The sequence below is a fragment of the Pseudomonas sp. GW456-E7 genome, assembly GCF_059424105.1.
In genome coordinates this window covers 1-18,080 of record NZ_JBWKZB010000038.1, presented here as the reverse complement: position 1 = coordinate 18,080, position 18,080 = coordinate 1, and the positions used below count along the sequence as shown (strand labels likewise).

Sequence of the window (18,080 nt, the reverse complement as noted above, 5' to 3'; positions counted from 1 at the left end):
TATACGCCGAATGGCTGCATTTGGCCGATTCTGTTGAAAACAGTCGGCCATGCTTTACACATCAGAAAAGTACGCGTCCAAGTCCGAGATTGAAATCTTTACTTTTGGCAGAGGCTACCAGACTCGGATTTCACGTAGCAGCGTGCAAAAACGACGATTTCACCAGTCAATGATCAGGCCGTTTTGGCAGAGCGACTTTTTCAACAGAATCTGCCGTTTTTTGCCTATCGTGGTCACGAATGACGCGGGTAAAATCCAATTCAAATGGGCGGGCAAGTCAGTGCAATTGCCCCAGCTACAGAGTGATAGGTTTTAACAGACCGACCAGAGTGGTGGCTTGTGCCGCGTTATCGGTGAATGCCCCCGCATCGCTCGGACTCGGCGCCGGCCCGGGTACATGAGTATGGCCGGCCAGTTGTGTGTTCATCGCCGTTACCAAATCGAGCAGGTCGCACAACACCTGCAGCACGTTCACCCCTTCCGATCCCATCCAGGTCTTTTCCGCCACACTGCGCCGTAGGCCGGTGATGCGCTCTTCCATATCGCCACCCACCGAAGCATTGAGCTTCTGCCCTACGACCAGATTCAGGTCGCGGCCGGTGGCCTGGTGCAGGTCGTCCACGGCCGCCAGGCTGGCGGAGCCGCCCGAGAGCAGCTTGAGCGAGCCCAGGGCCTCGATCTTTTTGATGCCACCCACTGACTCGATGCTGTGGTCATCCACGGTCACGCTGTGGCGCTGGTAGTGCTCAGTGTTCTCCAGCGCCTCCACACGGCGCTCGCTGGCCTGATCATGGATCTGGCCATCCGTCTGGCGCAGCCAGTTGCCATCGGCGTCGACGCGCTGCTGTACCGCCTCGCTGTGCTGCCAGACCTGATCGCCTTTGGGCAGGTTGGGCAGGCTCAAGCCCTGGGGCAGGATGGCCAGGACAAAGGGTTTGTGCGGCAGGCCATAGGCAAACGACACCACGACCATCGTGCCTTCATCGGGAAGGCCGTAGATCCCCATGGACTCACCACCCATCGGCAACGGCAGCGGCACGCCCTGGAGCAGTGGCAATGCCGTATCAGGCTCGCCGTCCGGCCCCAGAACCTCAAGGTCAGCGGCGAAACGTGGGCGGAAGTCGTCACACAGCCCCGCGTTTGTGGGTGGGTCCGGGATGGCGACCACCCGGGCAAAGCGCGGCAGGTGATAGCCGCCAGTCAGTTCGGGATACTGGCGGTCAACCACACGGCGAATTACGTCTTCCATTTGATGCTCATCTGACTTTCGGTGAGGGTCACGGCGGTGATGCGTTCGCCCTGATTAATCGGCGCACCAGGACGAATCCCAGGCAGTGCGGCAATGACCGCACTCTGGTTGCTGTTGTAGCTGTCAAAGAGTTCGCGGGGCAGTTGCAACGGCTGACGCTGGCCCCAGAAGCTGTCGGCCCAACTGCCCACATAGATTTCGCCGTCGCCCTGCTGCTGCCACATAAAGTCAGGGATCGAAAACACTTTGCCGAGGCTGTCGATGGCTTGCACGCCGTTGGCCAGGTTGAAGAAGAACGCGGTTTTGGTGTGGGCGTAGGCTTGGTCGGGAACCCGAAAACGTAGGCCATTGCGCTCACTGATCGCAGCCAGGACCGCGTGCAAGTCCACATGACGCAGGTTCAGCGGCATCGGGATTTCCAGTGCGGCGGACAGTTCACGACAGAGCAGGACTTGCTGTTGGCTGTTGGCGGCAGTGCAACGCTCCACGTAGCCCAAAAAATGCCGCTGGAGTGGGCTGTCGTTGTAGCCGATGTCGAAGGTCACTAACCCGTGTACGGATTCGCTGGCGGTGATGGTGAAACTGGCGCGCCCCGGGGCGTGATAGTCCAGGCGTGTTTCATCTTTGCAGAGGGGGTAGGACACGCCGTCGACGGTCAACACTTTGTGCAGGTTCATGGCGTGACCGGTTTTAACCAGTCGTCGACGGACTTCAGGACTTTCTCAAATCCGTCCATTTCAACGGGCGCGCTGCCACCGTCTGCACCAGACGTACCAGAGACGGGTTGTCCTGGTGCACTTTGCTGCACGACGGGATTACTCGGGCTGCGTTGCTCCACGCGCTCCGGTATCGACAGTTTTTCGATCAGATTGAATTGCACGCGCCAGGCTCGCAGGCTGTCGTCTTCATTGGCGTTCACGTTGTCGCGAAACTGCACCTCGCGCACACCGAAGGCTGAGGCCGTGCGATTGACGATCCGATAGACCGTGAGCTGTCCGCCGCCAGCGGTCGAACTGGCCAGGCGCATCAAGTTGCGCAAGTCGGACTCGTCACGGTAGGGAATCATCAGCGTGACGCTGAGTGTTTTGGGTTTGAAGCCCTTGTGCGCCTGTGCCGTATTGCTGGTTTGGCCTGACAGGTCTTCGCTTTCAATGGTCAGAGTGGCCATGACCTTGAGGCCCTTGCCCTGAACTTTCTCTCCGTTGAGTAGCAGCGTCATAACCCGATCAGCTCCTGCACAAAGCTCAGGCTCTCTTCACTGCCGAGCAACAACAGGCCGGCACACAGCACCCACTCATAGCCGGGCGTAGGGCCTTCGAGCAGTTGCCGGCGTAATTCAGCGGCATCACCTGGGCCGATCATGCGCGCCTGCATCGTGGCATCGGGCAAGCCGTTGGCCAGTGCGTTTTGCAGGTCACTCAACTGCTGATCGCACGCGGCCTGTTGCTCAGCCTTGCGGGTCGCCAAGGCGCTCAAGTCAGCCATCGGGGACGTGTCAGCGGCGTAGCTTTCATAGATGGCCAACTGGCTGTTCAGCGTCTGCTGGGACACCCGGGTTACGGTGCAACGCTCCAAGGGTAAGGCTCCCCAGCGCGGCAGTGTCTCGGCCGTGGGCAGTGTCCACTTCTCCGCTTCCAGGCGTGCGATGTTCGCGGCACGACGTTCGGCGCGTTCCAAGTCGGGAGTGGGCAGCAAGGCATTGAAGCGGCCCAGGGTGGCGGCAAACTGGTCGAAGCGTGTCGAGAGGAACAGCACGCACAAACCGTACTGCTCCCCCTCGGGACGCCCAGCATCGATGTCAGTGAGTTTGTCGGCCAGCGCCTCCAGCAAGTTGGGTGCTGAGAGAAACTTTTGATATCCCCGGCCCTGGCCCATGCCGCTTTGGAACGGCGTCACCACGAGACTGGCCGGCGCGGTGGCCAGTTGCTCGGTCATGGCGGCGCGCCCGACCTCAATGGCCTCTTGTGCGGCGGAACCCACGGGACCGGGGTTGGTGGTGGCCGTCATTCCGGCCAGGCGCTCTTCCGTTTTGGCGATTTCAGTGCTGGCCAGGCCTTTGGCTTCATCCAGCCCTTCGACCCACTGGGTGGCCTCGCTGGGCCATTGCATGGTGACCGACGTCCAGGTCATGGCTGCTGGCCGTCTGGCGCGGTAGGACGGGCGTCGAGGTTGGGAAACAGCTCGTTGGTTGGCCAGGCCCGCAGTTCATTGCGGTAGGTGCGCCAGGCCAGCTCCGTGCTGAGCGCGGCCGGGTCGGCATCCAGATGCTTGTCGATCTCTCTGCCCGCCCAATGCAGTTCATTTTCGATCCACGACCGTTCTCGACGGCTTTGAATCACCAAATCGCGGGCGGCATCGAGCACCCAAACGAAACCATCCCAGAGATAGGCCGCACTCGGTCGCGGCAAGGTCGTCAGCTCGGGCGGCAACTCGCCCGGCAGCGAATACAGCACCTCGGCGCCATCGGTAGTCTGATACACCGGACCACGAAAGTCTGGCACGACCACCCACGCCCCATCCCTCCAGACCACCACCTCCCCGTCCCCGGCTTCGGGCGGTTCTTCCAGCGTAGCGCCCGCTGGCAGACCGCAGCCACAGCTGACATAGGTTTCGTGTTGACCGAGGTATTCGGTGGTGGTTTCACTGTACGTGTAAACCTCGATCCAGCCGCTCTCTTCAAAAAAACCATTCACTAAAGTCGGCATCAGTACATCCTGCAAATGTAGTTGTACGCCACGTTGCGCATACGGGTTTCCGTACTCACACGGACGACGGCTGAAGGATTGAAAACGACTGAGCGGTAACCCGTTGTAGTGACTTGCGGTGCGGCCGGCGTGATGGCCGTGCTGTAATTGCCACCCATAAACGCGCCAGTCGCGGTGTTCACCAGTAACGTCGAGTCGTCGTCTTGCAGGACGAGCTCGCCCGTCATGTTTTGCAGCGTGTCGAGCTGAGCACTCAACACGGGGCGGCCCCAATCGGGGTCAACGCCACGTCCGCCATCCAGGCCACGAATCGACTCACCGCGCAGATCTGGCAGGACGCCGCTGGGATACACGGCCAGCAATGCTGGGTACCACTCGGCATTGAATGGCTGACCCGCCATCAAAACGCATTTTTCGGGCGGCGTAGCGGTTGGCCATGGAAACGGCACACCGACAGGGACGGCAAATATTGAAGCAGGGTCAAAGTTACTAGTGTCCCAACCCGTTACCCACTCACTGAATACATATCCCTCTGGGGTCTGAACACCGCCACGGGTGTAAGTTGTACCGGTGTTATAGCCGATGATTTGTTGCCAGAGAGTGTCTTGACTGACCGCAACCAGCATGGGGGAGAATTGACACCCTTCTGGAACGTTCGGGCCGGGGTTCACCCGGTAAATGCCCACAGTGGTGATTGTGTTTAGATCGGTGCCGTCGGGAAGGACAATCCCCCCGTGCCCCCAGCCATAAGCACCCGTGAGCAATACATGGCCTGGCGTGTCATCTTGGGGAGAGGTCTGTTTAACCAGATCGGTTGAGTCCCAGGTGCTTTCCCATTCGCCCCAAACACCGGCAGTCAAGGCCCGGCGATGTAGGGTGTGGTCGGCATTCCCGTAGATCTCCTGGAAGGCGTATTGACCTGGTGTAATCGCCGAGACGCGAACCCAACCCTCATAGATCCCGCCTCCTGGCCCTCCTATGCCATTGCTGACGAAATAGAGGGCTGTCACCGCGTTCAGGCCACCGATGTCAACATCACTGACCGCATAGGCGGCCCCGCCCCAGCCGAACGCTCCGACCTTCATCAGCACATCAGGCGTGACATCGTGCAGATCGATTTGAGCATCCAAGTAGGCGGCTGAACCGAGTGCATCCAGCTCGGTGTCGATACCGACCTTGACCGCGTGCAACGCAGCCGTAGTGGCCAGAATCTCACTGCTGTTCGACTCCGGGTCATCGCTTTTTGCATTCGGCAGATTGCCCAGGTCGACATCGTCTTTGGTGGTGGCACGAGCCCGCAAATCTGGATAGTCGCCACTGCGCGCCGCGAGGTGCTGAATCAACGCTCCAGCTATCGGTTCAACGGTACTGCGCAGGTCGGTGATTTCGGTGGAGCTGAGGACGGTGGCCACCGGCACCAAGTAGTGCACCACCCCATTGGTGTCGACAAAGTCCACCAGGTCGTCGCCGTAGCTGGCGGCCAGAACCACGTTCACTTCGCTTAACTGACCTTGTAGCGAGATGTCGTACCACAAGGTAAAGGGAATCGCCGGTGGCGTGATGGATGCACCGGCGGGCTGATGGACGGCCAAACCTTCCACGTAGGCGGTGCCTGGCTGAATCGTGAACTGCTCGTTCTGATAGACCAACGCCAGGCTGTCGCCAAAGAAGCAGGCTCGTCCGAACATGTCACGGTTGCTCAGGCGCTCGCGTTCGTCCATGCCTGCCATGCGCACGGTGAAGTCAGCCTGCCAGGTGTCGGCGTTGATGGTCAGCTCGGTGACCGACTGTGCACCGTCAAACACCAGCATCATGTTGCGGGTGATGTTGTTGCCGATCTGCTGGTTGGGAATGTTTTTGCGCTTCTGCTGCACCGGCGTGTAAGCCGCGGCTAACAGCACACCTTCAGCGGTTTCCAGGCCCAGCCAGTTGAAGTCCCAGTCGCCGACATTGGAGCCGATCATGCTGCTGTAGACCACTTGATTGGGGTCCACATAACCGCCTTTGGTGATGTCCGTTTCGTACATCATTTGCTCCGGCGGTGGTTTGCCGGCATAGCGGTCCACCGGGGTGGCCGGATCGAGCCCCGGCACCAGGGCGTAGAGAAACTTGCTCACGACCAGGACTTCCTGAGCGGCTTGCTTTTCGGCGATCAGGTTTTCACCGGCAATGGTTATTGCGGCCATGTGGCTTCCTCGTAACTGGCAATCAGGGTTTGCTGGTCGTCGTTAAACTCCACCGCGAACACCCGCAGGTTATCCAGCGGGGTCACGGTCAAAAATGCGTAACGGCGGCAGGTGCGGCCGTAACTGCGGAGCAGCACACGCAGCAGGTCAGAGTGCAGCGCGCTCTGTTCGTCGGTGATCTTCACGAACACCACGTCCCAATCGCGGCCTTCCATGCGTTCTTGAATCTCGACGCGGCCGACGCCCAGGCGCATCAGTATCCTTTTCAGACCCGCCGTACTGCCCGCGTCCACGGCGTTGATGTAGGCGTGCTTGATCCGCAGGCGGTACAGGCTTTCCTCTTCCCCCGGGAAGCGGGTGATGTCGCGCTGCCAGGCGAGCAGGTCGAGCAAAGACAGGGGGCAGATGTCGGGGTCGATCTGGTGCAGCGGCCAATTCAGCCAGCCCTCGACGTTGGCCCACCAGGCCTGCGCGGCGTTTTTGAGCTTGGCCAGCTCCGGCCCGTCGAGCCAAAATGGCAGTTTGAGGTTAAACACCGGGCACCACCTCAAGCGTCTGAATGCGGGGAATGTTCAGGTCGGACACGATGTCGAGGTTGTCGAAGTGCAACGAGTCGAGTTCGGGGAATTTTTGGTGCAGCTCTTCGCCCAGACGGCTGAAGGAAAATCGCGACTGGGGATAGGTCAGCGTCGGCTGATAGTCGGCTTGAGTGCTTTCCCGAAAGGCCGTGCGGATGAACATCTCGACATCGGCAAACAACTTGTCCGACTGCTCCACCGGCAGGTTCAGCACCGGCCACAGCGTGACGCGGATGTCATGCAGGGTCTCGGGCATGGCCATGACCAGCATGTCGTCGCCGTGACCATGGTTGCCCTGGTCGCGGATGTAGTCGTTGATTTCTTCCAGGTAGCTGTCCGCCGGCACGTTGGCTTCAAACAACACGAAAGCATTGGCGCTACCGGGGCCGCGTGGGGCTTCGTGTTCAAAGTACACGCCGTCCGGTTGAACGCCGGGAAAGGTGGTGATGAGCGCACGATAAACCGCGTCGGTGTTCCACTGGTTGATGGCTGAGTACTGATTGCGCGTGCGCAATCGAAGGTCTTCATCCGACTCCTTGTCGGTGCCCGGGACGGTCATCCAGCCGTCCAGGTTGACCACGTTGACGATGCCCGGTACCGGCTCCGGCAAAATGGCGTAGTAACCCGGCGCGAGGTTGTAACCGCTGCCAGGTTCAGCGGCGATGGCTGGAATCAGGATCTGGGTGAGGCCGTCGGTAAAGGTGCCTGGCAGGCTGGTCAACAGCTCGTACACATGCCCGTTGATGGCACCAGACTGGACCCGTGTGCCGGCAGCAACTTCCAGCGTGCCGACCGGGCTGGAACGGGTGAACAGCAGATTGCCTTCGGTTTTGGTGGCGCCCATCGGCTCCACCTGTACCGCCCAGGCGAGCATTTCCAGATACTCACCTTCGGCAGTTTTGACGTAGGCGTTGGGCAGCGAGACTTCAACCATAAAGTCGATGAACCACATCACAGGCTCGGTCACGATGGCGGTAACGACCCGCCAGAATGGTGACCAGGCACTGGTATTGCTCAAGCGGCTGCCCTGTTCGGCGATCTCGCTTTCCCACGCGGCTTGCAACTCTTCCTGCGTGGTCGGAATGCCGGCGTCGGCCAACGCCTGACGAAAATCTACGTCGCTCAAAACGCCACCTCGATGCTGCCAAATTTAATGGTGTCGGCCTCGATCAAGTACTGGCCGTACCCCGGTTGAGTGATGCGCGCCGTACCTGGCACCAGTCGTTCGTCAGCCTCGACCATCAGCTCCAGCTGCTGAATGCAGTCGCGCTGACGTAGGCTGTTGCGTTCGGCGATCAAGGTCACCAGCAGGCCGCTTTCCCGAATCATGTGGGCGATGTCCTGGGCAATGCTGGCGCGGTCTTCGATCTCCATGGGCTGGTTGGATGGATCGAACACCAGGTCGTTGGCACTGATCAGCAAGTCGACGTATTCGCTCATCCGGCGGCCATCTCCAGCATCTTGTCGAGCTCGTGCTGCGACAGGGGTTGGCTGGTATGGATCTCGACCTTGCCAATCTGCGTGCCCTTATTCTGGGTCGTGTTGTTCTGGAACGACTGCATCAAGCCACCGGTGGGAACCTCACTGGGGCCGGCAGGTAGCAAGCTAGGAATGGCACCGTTGATGGTCTGCTGTGCCTTGGTGGCCATGTTGGCCTGGTCGGCGGCCTGCATCGCCTCGGGGACTCCGGGCACTACCGCTCCGTTGAGTGCTACGGGCGTACCTGGGCCTATTGCGGCGCTCAGGGCTTCAGCAGTGCCCGGGGCGGTCGGCGTCGCAAAGCGGGTTTCGATGTTGATACCAGGAATCTGATTCAGCAGTTCGATCAAGCCGTTGGCCGCGTCTCCCAGCAGGTCGAACACCGACAGGTCACTCCAGGCAGTGGTGAACGCGCTCCAGGCATCGCTGGCCAGCGTGCCGAACGCGGCAAGCCAACTGCTCAAGGCCTGGAATTGTTCATTCAGCCAGGTGAACGCGGCACTGTTGAGCAGCGCCGCCGTCCATTCATCCCAGTAGTAAATGGCTGCAACAATGACAGCGACCAGGGCGACGATGCCGGTGACGACCAACCCGATCGGGTTGGCCAACAGGGCCGCATTGACCAGCCAGATAATCCCTTGCCAAATCATCATGGCGGCACTGACGGTGCCCATGCCGATGGCCATGACGCCGAGCAACGTGATGTACAGGGCACCCCATACGATGTTGGACATCACCGCCGCCTTGGTCAGTAACCAGCCCATTCGGAAGATCTTCTGAATGACGATGAAACCGACCATCACCGTGCGTGCCATCCCCATGCCCAAGGTGAAGAGCGAGACGGCCGCCACCAGCGCAATGACGCTGAGCACGGTCATGCCAATCACTTTGGACAGGTGGGGGAACAGCTTGGTCCACTTCAGAATTTTCGCGCCACCCTCGGTGAGCATTTTCAACAGGGGCGTGAGCGCGGGGCCGATCAGTTGGCCGAACGCAATGTTCAGCACCTCTATCGTGCTGGCAAATTGTGCCCAAGGATCAATCATCGCTTCGGCCATGGTCTGGGCTTGCTCCATGCCCTTCACCTGGCCCAGGGCGTTCAAACTGTCGGCCAGGCCATCGGTGTCGGCCATCAGCAACTTGATCATGCTCACGGCTTCGTCGGAGCCAAAGGCTGCTTTCAAGGCGTCCGACTCGGCCACATCCAAGGTTTCGCCGAACTTGCCTTTGATTTTTTCGAGGATCTGCAGGACGGGCAACATGGCGCCCTGAGCGTCGGTGAATTTCAAACCGAGCTTGCCTTGAGCTCCCCCAATTCCGGCCAAAAAGGACTTGTACTGGGTACCGGCCTCGCCACCGCTCATAGTGGCTTGCAGCGTGCCGAGGATCGCCATTTGCTCGTTCAAGCTAATGCCGGCAGCGGTGGCGTTGGCTCCGACGGAGGTAAACGCGTCACTCATCCCCTGCCCCGTCGTCTTGAACATTTTCACAGCGGTCGCCGTGACACCGGCCAGGTTCTCGACCCAATCGCCTTTGCCCATGGCGTCGGCTTGATCTTTGAAGATGCCGTACATGGTGCCGACGTAGTTGGTGATGGTGGCGGCATCGGTCTTGGTGGCTTTGGCCAGCACGTTGGACGCATTGGTAAAGGTGGCCAACTGGGTGCCGGTGAGTCCGGCAATGGCGCTTTGAATGTCGTAGGCCGAGCGGACAAAGGCCTGAGCGTTTTCGCCGTAATTGATGGCGAACTCCAGGGACTTTTGGTTGAGCAGATCCAGGCTTTCGGCGGCAACGCCGAGTGACTTCACTTCGCCCAATGCCCGCTGCTGGTCAATCGCGGGGCCCATGGCCGCCTGCAATGCGTAGCCGGTGGCGACCATGCCGGCCGCCCCCACGCCCATCTGGGTCAGCCCCTTTTGCGCACCGCTGGCCAGCTCGGTAAAGCTAGCGTTCACCTTGCTCAGGGGGCCGGTGATCATGTCGGTTAGCGCAACGATGAAATTGAGCTTGGCGTTGTTGTCAGCCATGGATTAGGCCACGGCTCGCTGAGCTGAAAGCGCGGCAAGACGCTGGCGCGTCACCTCGCAGTTGTGCTCAAGCATTTCCGAGCCTTGCCAGCCATAACCTTCCATCGCAGCGGCGACCAGTGTGGTGCCCGACCCGGCAAACGGGTCGAGAATCACCCCATCCCGGCCGCAAATTTTGACGATCTGACGCATCAGCTCAGTGGGCTTTCCGGTCATGTGGAATTTATCCGCCTTGCGCACCGGTTCGCGGATCACTCCTGGCAGTGTCGGGGCAGGACGGTCCAGCGGCATGGCCCCTTTGCCCCCCCAGACAATGTATTCAGCCTGGGCACGGAAGCGCCCTAACTGAGGGCGTACACCTTCGGTCTTGTCCCACACGGCAATGCCACGCCAGATATACCCCGCCGCCTGCAACGCATCGGTGGTCAGGGGCAGTTGTCGCCAATCACTGAACAGGCAAACCGGTGCGCCGGGCTTCAGTACACGAAAGGCCTCGGACAACCACATGACGCTCCAGTGCAGGTGGGATCGCTGATCCCGATTATCTCCGGAAAAATCCGCATGCAGATTGCTGCCGACGTATTTCTTCGAGGGGTCTTGCTGTCGTGCGCTGCTGTGCAAACCACCACTCGAATACGGTGGATCTGTAATCAGCGCATCGACGGAATCATTCTCCAGAGTTGCCAAAAAACGCAGGCAATCACCGTGATACAGCTGGTTCGTTTTCATTGCGTGTTCCATATCTCGGGTTATCCCTTGAACGCCCGGGAAATGCCGTTGGCGATGGCGATTTCCATACGGCTCCAATACTGGTCGTCCAGCCACTTGGCGGTGCCCATGTTGTCCGTGGTCGGCTCTTCACCCGGTAGCCAGTGGTCGACCAGGGCCATCAACTGGCCCAGGGCGTTTTCGTTTAAGCGCTCGGCGCGGGCGAGCGCTTTTTTACGTTGATCTCAATGTCCGGGGTGTATTCCTCCAGCAGTGCGCCGGCCAGTTGCAGGGTAATCACCGGATTGGCCAGCAACGGGCGCAGGCTGGCCAACTGTTCTTGCTTGACCGTTTGGGTCAGCAGATTGTTGGCGGGAGCCACCTTGTTGCTCGGCGTCAGGTGGTTGAAGTACTTGCTCACGTCCACCGGATCGAGGGCGAAGGTGAATTCGTTGTCGCCGACTTCCAGGGTGATTTCGCGTCGTTCGCTCATTGCTCAGTTCCGTTTATTTGAAGTGCTTAAAAGTGCGGTCAGACGCCGCTCCAGGTTCTCTTCCAGCTTGCTCAGCGCCTTGTCCAGGTGCTCATTGCGCACATACTCCTCGGCGATCTTGATGCGGAACTCTAGGTGCTCGCGGCGTGCAAAGCTGATTTGCCGGAACAGGTACACCTGGAAGCCCAGCACGCCGGTCACCAGCAAGTCAGTGAGCAGCAGCATCACGCTGACGCTGGCGGGTGAAAGGTCCATCAACGTCTCCAGATATCAGGGCCGCACAGGCGAGCGGCGCGCCGTCTTAGCCAAACGTGCAGCTGGTCAGGTCGTAATTGAGTGCCAGGTCCCAGGCGCCATTGGCGAGCCAGACCAGTAAAACCAAAATGCTGAGTGACCAACTGATACGAGCCAGCCACATGTCGAATTTGCTCATCCGAGTAGGCCTTCAATTTCGCTCGGATCGAGATACGGCACGCCGTTGATGCGGATAAAGTCGGGGGACGTGACGTCGAACGGCACCTTGTGCACGCTCTTTTCGCCACCCTTGGGATCGATGTCGAGCAGGTTGGACACCTTCAGCTTCAGGCCGAAAGCCTCCACCCGCAGCTCCTCGCTGGGGGTCTTGGCAAAGAACACGCTGTCGAAGGGTTCCAGGGCTCGAAAGCTGCCTGCCTGACGGGCCGCGTCGATCAGCAAGGAGAAGTTGCCGCTGTCCAGTTCCATCTCGCCGCTGGCCGACACGTCGCCGTCCACATGGCCGTCCGGAACGCCGCCGGTTTGTGCCACGGCGGTGTTGTCGGTGATGTCCAGGCTGATTTTTTCGACGTGGATTTGCAGATCGCCAATGTTCACATCGAAGTTTTTGCCGCCAATGCGCGCACCCATGGGTTACTCCTCTTCGCCGTTGGATAGGTCCAGGGCGATGTATGCCGTCAGGTCTTTCGGGCAGTTGTAAGGGGTCACCGTGAAGTAGATTTCCACGGCTGTTTTACTCTTCCAGAAGATGGTCACGTCACCGTCTTTGGGCGATTCGATCTCGCCGGGCTGCACTTGGCCGTTCACCGTGACGGAGCGCGCCATGTCGCGCAGCGGGCGCATGAATGCAGACGTCGCGGTGGCCATGCTGTTGGGCGTGTTGTTCAACCGGCGATCCGCGACCCGCTGGATCAGCAACACCTGGATGCGGCGCGAGGCCTTGTCCACGATGCGCAGGTACTCGATCACCTGAAAGTCGGAGCCCGGCGCGTCCAACGTATTGCCGTCGGCCCAGAACACACCCGGGTAATCCGGGTAGGTTTGCGACACGGAAAAACGGGCCTTATCCAGCTCGGCGCGCACGCTGCCCGGCAATGGCACGCCGGCGGCATCGACGGGCACGGGCCCCAAACCCTGCAACGGGCCGGAGGCAACCCGCATAGGACTGTCGGCAATGCTGACGATGGCATTGGCCAGGCGACCAGCTAGGACGCCCTGGTCATTGCCGTGCAGCTGTGGCACGACCATGACCCGTTGAGCGGCCACGCCGGCAGTGATAGCGCGCTGGGCCGTCAGGTAGGTCGACCAGTCTTCGGGGATACGCGGGGCCGGTGTTTCCCCTTCGGTGGTTTGAACCGCCTTGGACGTCGCACGTGGGCTTTTCGCGGCCGTGTCCGGATCTTTGGCCGCAGCGGCTGTTTTCAACGGGGGCTCCGGCTCCGGAGTAATGTCGATGCCCCTGGATGCCGCCATGAAGAACACGCGGCGCCCGTACACGTTGGTAATTTCCGTCGCTTTGTCTTGCATCGCCGTCAGCTCGGCACCGGTGATCACCGGCGTGGTGATGATCACGCCTTCGACCGAAATACCGGCTTGCTGGGCTTTGTCCAGGGCTTCGGCCCAGTCACCGTCCGGGGCAATCGGGGCCGCCATACAGGCCCAGCGGTCACCGCCATTCAATTGCGCGGCGGCAATCTGGGTTTTCAGATCGGAGGCATCGACCCCCAGTTCGACATCGAGGTCGCTTTGGGTATTGAGCGCGACCAGCTCGCCGACGTTGGCGGACGCCGGACCGATGAACAGAAAGTAACGCTCGATCTCCGTCACCGGGCCTTGGCCGAGGTTCAGGTTGTTGACACTTACTTTGCCAAGAGCCATGGAAGGGGCCTCTATCGCGGTGAATTAAGGATTTGTGGAATGAGGTAGGTCACCAGCTCGTTGACCTCTTGCTGGTTGGCGATGCCGAAGAATTCGCGGCCTGGGAGTTTGATGTCCCACTTCGCCGGGCCGGGGTCGTCGCCCTTGAGTAAACGGATCAACAGGCCGGCCTGGTCGTAACTCAGGTTCGCCTCGATCCACGCCACACCGGGTCGCATAAAGCGGGGTTTGCGGCGCTTTTTGTCCGGGTTCTGAACGGCACGTTTGTAGCCCAGCACCCGCAGGCGTTTGGCCTGAAAACGGGTGGCCATGAGGGTGTTTTTGCCCTTTTGCCGGCTCAGTTGGTCAGCACCGCCACGCAGGGTCATGCCGGCGTTATGAACGCTGGCGATCATGGCGGTTTTGGCGTTGCCCCAGCCCACTTCGGCGGCGTTGCCGACCAGGCGCTTGACGCCCATTCTTTTGGCCAGGCCGGTGAGCATGCGTTTCTTCTGCCCTTGCTTGCGAAACTTGCGGGGCTGGAAAGGACTGTCGTTCAGGTCGCTCTGTTTGCGCACACGCTGCCGCCATTGGCTGCGCAGACGCAGGCCAACGCGGTTCATCAAGCGCGCTTGTAATTTGGGCGGCAGGCTGAGCATGGCCAGCTGGGTTTGTACATCCAGCATGCCCTCGACGGTCAGGCTGATGGCTTGTTTACGCGCCATACAGCACCTCCCCACGCTCAGCAATCCAGAGGTCGAACGGTTCAAGAGCCCAGGTGGTCCCAAAGGCTTCGAACTCACCGTCTGGCGATTCGGTCAGGTGCAGCGGCTCGATAAATTCCACCGTGATTTCCACATCCGACGCGTCCGGGTCCATCTGTTCAATATCGAAGGTCGGCGCCGGAAGTTCATCCAGGTGGCGGTCGGGATCGTTGTTCACCAACCAGGTGCCCAGCAAGGCCATCAGCCGCGCCGGTTGCTCGGTAAAACGCTCCAGGAAGATCACAGCGCGGTAACGCATGTCGCCCATGTGCAAGCCGAGTTCTTCAGGCTTCCAGACCAGCGTCAAGTTGACCTGCTCCGCGCAACTTTCCAGCTGCTCGGCGACCACCACGCGATGTTCGATCAGGTACTTGGTCAGGGCACGGAGCTTTTCCATCAGAGCAGTTCCGCGGTGACACGCCCACGGCCTTGCAGAACGCGCACGGACTGCTGGCTGTAGGACAGAAAAAGCTCATGTCGTTCCGGGGCTTCTTTGCCCAGGTTCTCGGCGCTCTCGCGGCGGTTGACCGTGGCGAACTGCTGGAGCAAAAAGGACTTGGCGCGGCAGTACGCGGCACGCCGGTAGCTCGCCAGGTAGAAGCTTTCCAGCTCCATGCCGGAGCCTTCCAGGTACTTGTAGCCCATGTCCTGCCATTCGGCTTTACGCTTGGCCAGGTCCAGGTTGACTTCACCCATGGCGAGCGTTAGCCCCTCGACCATCATCTCCGGCAGGTACTCCGCCGGCAGACGATAGGACGCCTGGAATTCGGCCAGCTCAAGGTCCGGCCAGAAACCGTCGTTGGGTATCGTGCAATCCACCAGGGTGGTCGGCTTACCGCCAAAACTCATGTGCTGACCTCCTCGGTGGGTTGTTACGGAATAGATGCGGGGGTGACTGCGTTAGGCGGTTGGCACAGGGCCTTCACCTCGGCAGGCCCCCGCTGGGGGGGGTTAGTCGTTTATTCGGTACCGGATTTTTCGTCGGCTTCCTGCTTGCGCAGGGCCTTGCTGGCCTCATCCATCCGGGTCTTTACACCGATCTCGGGGTACAGCTCATTGGCCCGGTAAAAGTGCGCGCAGGCTTTGGCCCAGCGCTTGTCTTCCATGGCGAGGATGCCCAGCAGCTTGTGGTAGCGCGCCGGGATCTTCTCGAACAGCTCCCACGAAGCGGCCGGTGCCGGCAGCTCGCGTGGGTCGCCATCCAAGGGATCGCGGTGGCCTGGCCATTGACCGTCCACACGCAACAACAGCTGCGACAGGTACGGTTCCGGGTTGCGCTGGGCTTTGTGCTGCGCCTCGGCCCACTCGACCATCGTGTCACCCACAAAGGTGGGGATATCGCGACGGAAGCGCTCCGGCATGGCCTGGCCCTGCTCGATGGCAAAATCCGCCAGCTCCAGGGCCTGCTCGAACTGCTCGGTGTCGAACAGCCAGACCAGGACCTGCATCAGCACCAGGTTCGGGTGGTTCAGACCGGATTCGCGGTAGCGCTGCACGTACACCAGGTACTTGGGCAACAGCTCGTCGCGCTTCAAGCGCTGGCGAGCCTCCAGCGAGTTCAGCTCCGACAGCCGGCCGCAATCCTCGGCCAGCGCCGCGTTCATCAACGCCAGGTGTTTTTGGGCGTTGGCCGGTCCTGCCAAGGCCGTGGCCGAGGTGTAGGGTTTTGGGTCGGCTATCGGCCCCTGCTCAAGCAGGCGCTTTTTGTGATTGAGGGCGAGGCTCATGACAGTGGAGTCTCTGGCGGCACGGTGACCGTGACGAACTCGACGTTGGCCGCTTCGATGCCGGCGAACTTGCCCAGTTGCTCGACCACATAGCCCTCATTGCGCGCGTTGTAGTCTTCAACCTGCGAGCGTTTCGGGTTCTGGATGATCTGGCGGCGCCAGCTGCTGTCCTGGAAATAGATCGACAGGTTGTCCCAGCTGGTGACCACCACGCCCTTGCTTGGAAAGTGCGGGCAGGTGAACGACGGCAGACCGCCATAGGTGGCGATCACCTGGGCCATCTCGATGCGTTCTTTTTCGGTCGGCTTGTCGCCTTGAGCGGCATACAACTTGCCCTTGTCGTAGGCCAGCAGGTCGCGCCCGATAATGGCAACCAGGTCGCCACCGTCACGGAATTCCTCGTCGATCATCAAGGACACGTCGAAGACCAGGGCGTCCAGGTTGGCGTAATCGCCGCCGACACCGATCTGGATTTTTCCAGCTGTCGCACCCTCGACCAGAATCTGTTGCGGGGCTTGCTCGCGAACGATCTGCATCCAGCCTTTGTTGACGTCCTGCAACAACGGATTGGCCGTGCGGTCGGTGTTCGAGGCAACGCTGGTGCCGTTCCAGCCGATCATGATGCGGTCGAGGCCGATCTGCTTCTGCACGGCAGCGGCGTACTTCTGCGCAAAGTCGGGGAACTTGGACCAGGCGTCGATGGTGGCGTATTTGAGCGCCACGTCGCTTTGGGTATCGAACAGCTCGTACCCGATGCCATCGAGTCCCAACACGTCACGGGCGACCCGGTCATTGGTGGCCGTATTGATACGGCCCGTGACGGTGCCGTTGACGCCGATCATGACCTTCTCGCCCTTGATCTCGGTCACTGCCAGCACGTTGATGCGTTGCAGGAAAGCCGAACTCAGGGTGATTTTTTCATTCAAGGTCTGCGCATGGGTCGGCTCGACGTTGAATTCTTCATGGACCGAGGCCACGGCATAGGTCGATGCAATCGCCAGGGCCAGGGTGCTGAATTTCAAGCGGGCAGCATTACTCAGATTCATCAGTAAACGGCCTCTGGTTGGTCACTCACGGCGCCGGTGATGTGAGGCAGCTCCTGCCCCTTGCCGTGATTCAACGCGGTGTTGAATTTTTCGGCGAGCGAGTCCAGCGAGCCCTTCAGGCTGTTGAACTGTTCGACGGTGATGCCGGTGGGCTGATCGCCCGTCTTGTCGGTGGTGAGCGCGGTGTCTGGCTCGTTCGGCTTCTGCGTGGCAAAGGTGGCGGCGCTCGTTTCCAGGCTGGTGGCCACGGTGCCGAGTTTGTCCACCGCTGCGGCAAAGGCCTGCACGGTTTTTTGATCCATGGGGGTGTTCTCTTCTGTGGGGAGTGCGTGGAAGTCGGTGTCGCCCTTGCCCCGGAGGACCGCGAATGCACGGGCAAAAAAAGACAGGGCCGCCGCTTCTTCGCTGTCGCCCACGGTCAGGTCGTCCAGCGGTTCCAGGTTGGCAAAGTAGTTGCCAGCTTCAGCGCGGCTGGAAAAGTGCAGCGCCTCGGTACCAAGGCTGGCCGGGTTGTCCGTCACTGCCATACCGCGCAGATAGGCTTTGCCGGTATCGGCGAAGTTCGGCTGAATCTCGATGCTCGAAAACAGCACCTGGTCCGCTTTGTTCAAGCCGAGCAAGCGGTCGTTGGGCTGGAGCTTGGCGAACAGCGCCACCTTGCCGCCGGCCACGTCCTCGGCTTTCACCTCGGCAACGGTGCCTAGGCTGCCAAAATAGCGAATGTGCTCGTACCAGATAGTTGCGGTGTAAGTGGCCGGGTCGTAAGCGCTGGCCATGTCACGCAGGTCCTGGGCTTCGATGGTTCGGCCATCAACGGTTTTGCCGCTGGTGGCGACACGTTTCCAGTCAGAAACAAGGGTGCGGGGCATGGGGCAAAGTCGCTCGATTCGGTGCAGTGGCCGCCACGATAGGCAGCTGCGCCAGCCCGAACAAACGGTTCCATTGCGCGAAAATCCTATATTCAGGAAATAGGATTGAGCAGGAATTTAAGGGCGGGTTTGTAGGG

General features: G+C 60.4%; 23 protein-coding genes. All 23 read right to left on the bottom strand.

Features of this window, described 5'->3' with window-relative positions; genetic code table 11:
- Window positions 1–295 precede the first annotated feature (295 nt).
- Window positions 296–1,249 carry a hypothetical protein gene (locus AC07YV_RS21845; protein WP_102701196.1) on the bottom strand — a complete coding sequence of 318 codons (954 nt, stop codon included), beginning with the start codon at window positions 1,247–1,249 and terminating at the stop codon, window positions 296–298.
- Complete coding sequence (locus AC07YV_RS21840) at window positions 1,237–1,926, bottom strand: hypothetical protein (RefSeq protein ID WP_008048521.1); 690 nt, start codon at window positions 1,924–1,926, stop codon at window positions 1,237–1,239. The genes AC07YV_RS21845 and AC07YV_RS21840 overlap by 13 nt, the downstream gene beginning before the upstream one ends.
- Complete coding sequence (locus tag AC07YV_RS21835; RefSeq protein ID WP_008048517.1) at window positions 1,923–2,468, bottom strand: baseplate complex protein; 546 nt, start codon at window positions 2,466–2,468, stop codon at window positions 1,923–1,925. Before AC07YV_RS21835 ends, AC07YV_RS21840 begins: the two co-directional genes overlap by 4 nt.
- A complete protein-coding gene (locus AC07YV_RS21830) occupies window positions 2,465–3,379 on the bottom strand; it encodes a hypothetical protein (protein WP_102701197.1) in 915 nt (304 codons plus the stop codon). The genes AC07YV_RS21835 and AC07YV_RS21830 overlap by 4 nt, the downstream gene beginning before the upstream one ends.
- Complete coding sequence (locus AC07YV_RS21825) at window positions 3,376–3,954, bottom strand: hypothetical protein (protein WP_102701198.1); 579 nt, start codon at window positions 3,952–3,954, stop codon at window positions 3,376–3,378. Before AC07YV_RS21825 ends, AC07YV_RS21830 begins: the two co-directional genes overlap by 4 nt.
- Window positions 3,954–6,140: a phage tail-collar fiber domain-containing protein gene (locus AC07YV_RS21820; RefSeq protein WP_102701199.1), complete on the bottom strand. Its 2,187-nt coding sequence runs from the start codon at window positions 6,138–6,140 to the stop codon at window positions 3,954–3,956. Before AC07YV_RS21820 ends, AC07YV_RS21825 begins: the two co-directional genes overlap by 1 nt.
- On the bottom strand, window positions 6,128–6,676 hold the full coding sequence (locus AC07YV_RS21815) for a phage tail protein (RefSeq protein ID WP_102701200.1): 549 nt from the start codon (window positions 6,674–6,676) through the stop codon (window positions 6,128–6,130). The genes AC07YV_RS21820 and AC07YV_RS21815 overlap by 13 nt, the downstream gene beginning before the upstream one ends.
- On the bottom strand, window positions 6,669–7,844 hold the full coding sequence (locus tag AC07YV_RS21810) for a baseplate J/gp47 family protein (protein WP_102701201.1): 1,176 nt from the start codon (window positions 7,842–7,844) through the stop codon (window positions 6,669–6,671). The genes AC07YV_RS21815 and AC07YV_RS21810 overlap by 8 nt, the downstream gene beginning before the upstream one ends.
- Window positions 7,841–8,158 carry a DUF2590 family protein gene (locus AC07YV_RS21805; protein ID WP_102701202.1) on the bottom strand — a complete coding sequence of 106 codons (318 nt, stop codon included), beginning with the start codon at window positions 8,156–8,158 and terminating at the stop codon, window positions 7,841–7,843. Before AC07YV_RS21805 ends, AC07YV_RS21810 begins: the two co-directional genes overlap by 4 nt.
- Complete coding sequence (locus AC07YV_RS21800) at window positions 8,155–10,224, bottom strand: phage tail tape measure protein (RefSeq protein ID WP_102701203.1); 2,070 nt, start codon at window positions 10,222–10,224, stop codon at window positions 8,155–8,157. Before AC07YV_RS21800 ends, AC07YV_RS21805 begins: the two co-directional genes overlap by 4 nt.
- Before the next feature lie 3 nt (window positions 10,225–10,227).
- Window positions 10,228–10,965, bottom strand: coding sequence for a DNA-methyltransferase (locus AC07YV_RS21795; protein ID WP_494990351.1), 738 nt, complete (start codon window positions 10,963–10,965; stop codon window positions 10,228–10,230).
- An 8-nt stretch (window positions 10,966–10,973) separates the two neighbouring features.
- Window positions 10,974–11,114, bottom strand: coding sequence for a DUF6890 family protein (locus AC07YV_RS21790; protein ID WP_173900835.1), 141 nt, complete (start codon window positions 11,112–11,114; stop codon window positions 10,974–10,976).
- Between the two features lie 23 nt (window positions 11,115–11,137).
- Window positions 11,138–11,425, bottom strand: a complete 288-nt coding sequence (locus AC07YV_RS21785) for a putative phage tail assembly chaperone (RefSeq protein WP_008048498.1) — start codon at window positions 11,423–11,425, stop codon at window positions 11,138–11,140.
- Window positions 11,426–11,428: 3 nt separating this feature from the next.
- Window positions 11,429–11,680 (bottom strand): hypothetical protein, encoded by a 252-nt coding sequence (locus AC07YV_RS21780; RefSeq protein WP_008048496.1) that lies wholly within the window; start codon window positions 11,678–11,680, stop codon window positions 11,429–11,431.
- A gap of 46 nt (window positions 11,681–11,726) precedes the next feature.
- Window positions 11,727–11,858 carry a hypothetical protein gene (locus AC07YV_RS21775; protein ID WP_008048494.1) on the bottom strand — a complete coding sequence of 44 codons (132 nt, stop codon included), beginning with the start codon at window positions 11,856–11,858 and terminating at the stop codon, window positions 11,727–11,729.
- Window positions 11,855–12,310 carry a phage protein gene (locus tag AC07YV_RS21770; protein WP_008048493.1) on the bottom strand — a complete coding sequence of 152 codons (456 nt, stop codon included), beginning with the start codon at window positions 12,308–12,310 and terminating at the stop codon, window positions 11,855–11,857. The genes AC07YV_RS21775 and AC07YV_RS21770 overlap by 4 nt, the downstream gene beginning before the upstream one ends.
- 3 nt (window positions 12,311–12,313) lie before the next feature.
- Window positions 12,314–13,558 (bottom strand): DUF2586 domain-containing protein, encoded by a 1,245-nt coding sequence (locus tag AC07YV_RS21765; protein WP_102701205.1) that lies wholly within the window; start codon window positions 13,556–13,558, stop codon window positions 12,314–12,316.
- A gap of 11 nt (window positions 13,559–13,569) precedes the next feature.
- Window positions 13,570–14,262, bottom strand: a complete 693-nt coding sequence (locus tag AC07YV_RS21760) for a phage virion morphogenesis family protein (protein ID WP_008048491.1) — start codon at window positions 14,260–14,262, stop codon at window positions 13,570–13,572.
- Window positions 14,252–14,698 carry a phage tail protein gene (locus tag AC07YV_RS21755; protein WP_008048490.1) on the bottom strand — a complete coding sequence of 149 codons (447 nt, stop codon included), beginning with the start codon at window positions 14,696–14,698 and terminating at the stop codon, window positions 14,252–14,254. Before AC07YV_RS21755 ends, AC07YV_RS21760 begins: the two co-directional genes overlap by 11 nt.
- Window positions 14,698–15,150 carry a head completion/stabilization protein gene (locus AC07YV_RS21750; RefSeq protein WP_008048489.1) on the bottom strand — a complete coding sequence of 151 codons (453 nt, stop codon included), beginning with the start codon at window positions 15,148–15,150 and terminating at the stop codon, window positions 14,698–14,700. The genes AC07YV_RS21755 and AC07YV_RS21750 overlap by 1 nt, the downstream gene beginning before the upstream one ends.
- 110 nt (window positions 15,151–15,260) lie before the next feature.
- Complete coding sequence (gpM, locus tag AC07YV_RS21745) at window positions 15,261–16,028, bottom strand: phage terminase small subunit (RefSeq protein WP_102701206.1); 768 nt, start codon at window positions 16,026–16,028, stop codon at window positions 15,261–15,263.
- Entirely contained in the window at window positions 16,025–17,074 is a 1,050-nt protein-coding gene (locus AC07YV_RS21740; RefSeq protein ID WP_102701207.1) for a phage major capsid protein, P2 family, read from the bottom strand. The genes gpM and AC07YV_RS21740 overlap by 4 nt, the downstream gene beginning before the upstream one ends.
- Window positions 17,074–17,943, bottom strand: a complete 870-nt coding sequence (locus AC07YV_RS21735) for a GPO family capsid scaffolding protein (protein ID WP_102701208.1) — start codon at window positions 17,941–17,943, stop codon at window positions 17,074–17,076. The genes AC07YV_RS21740 and AC07YV_RS21735 overlap by 1 nt, the downstream gene beginning before the upstream one ends.
- Window positions 17,944–18,080 lie beyond the last annotated feature (137 nt).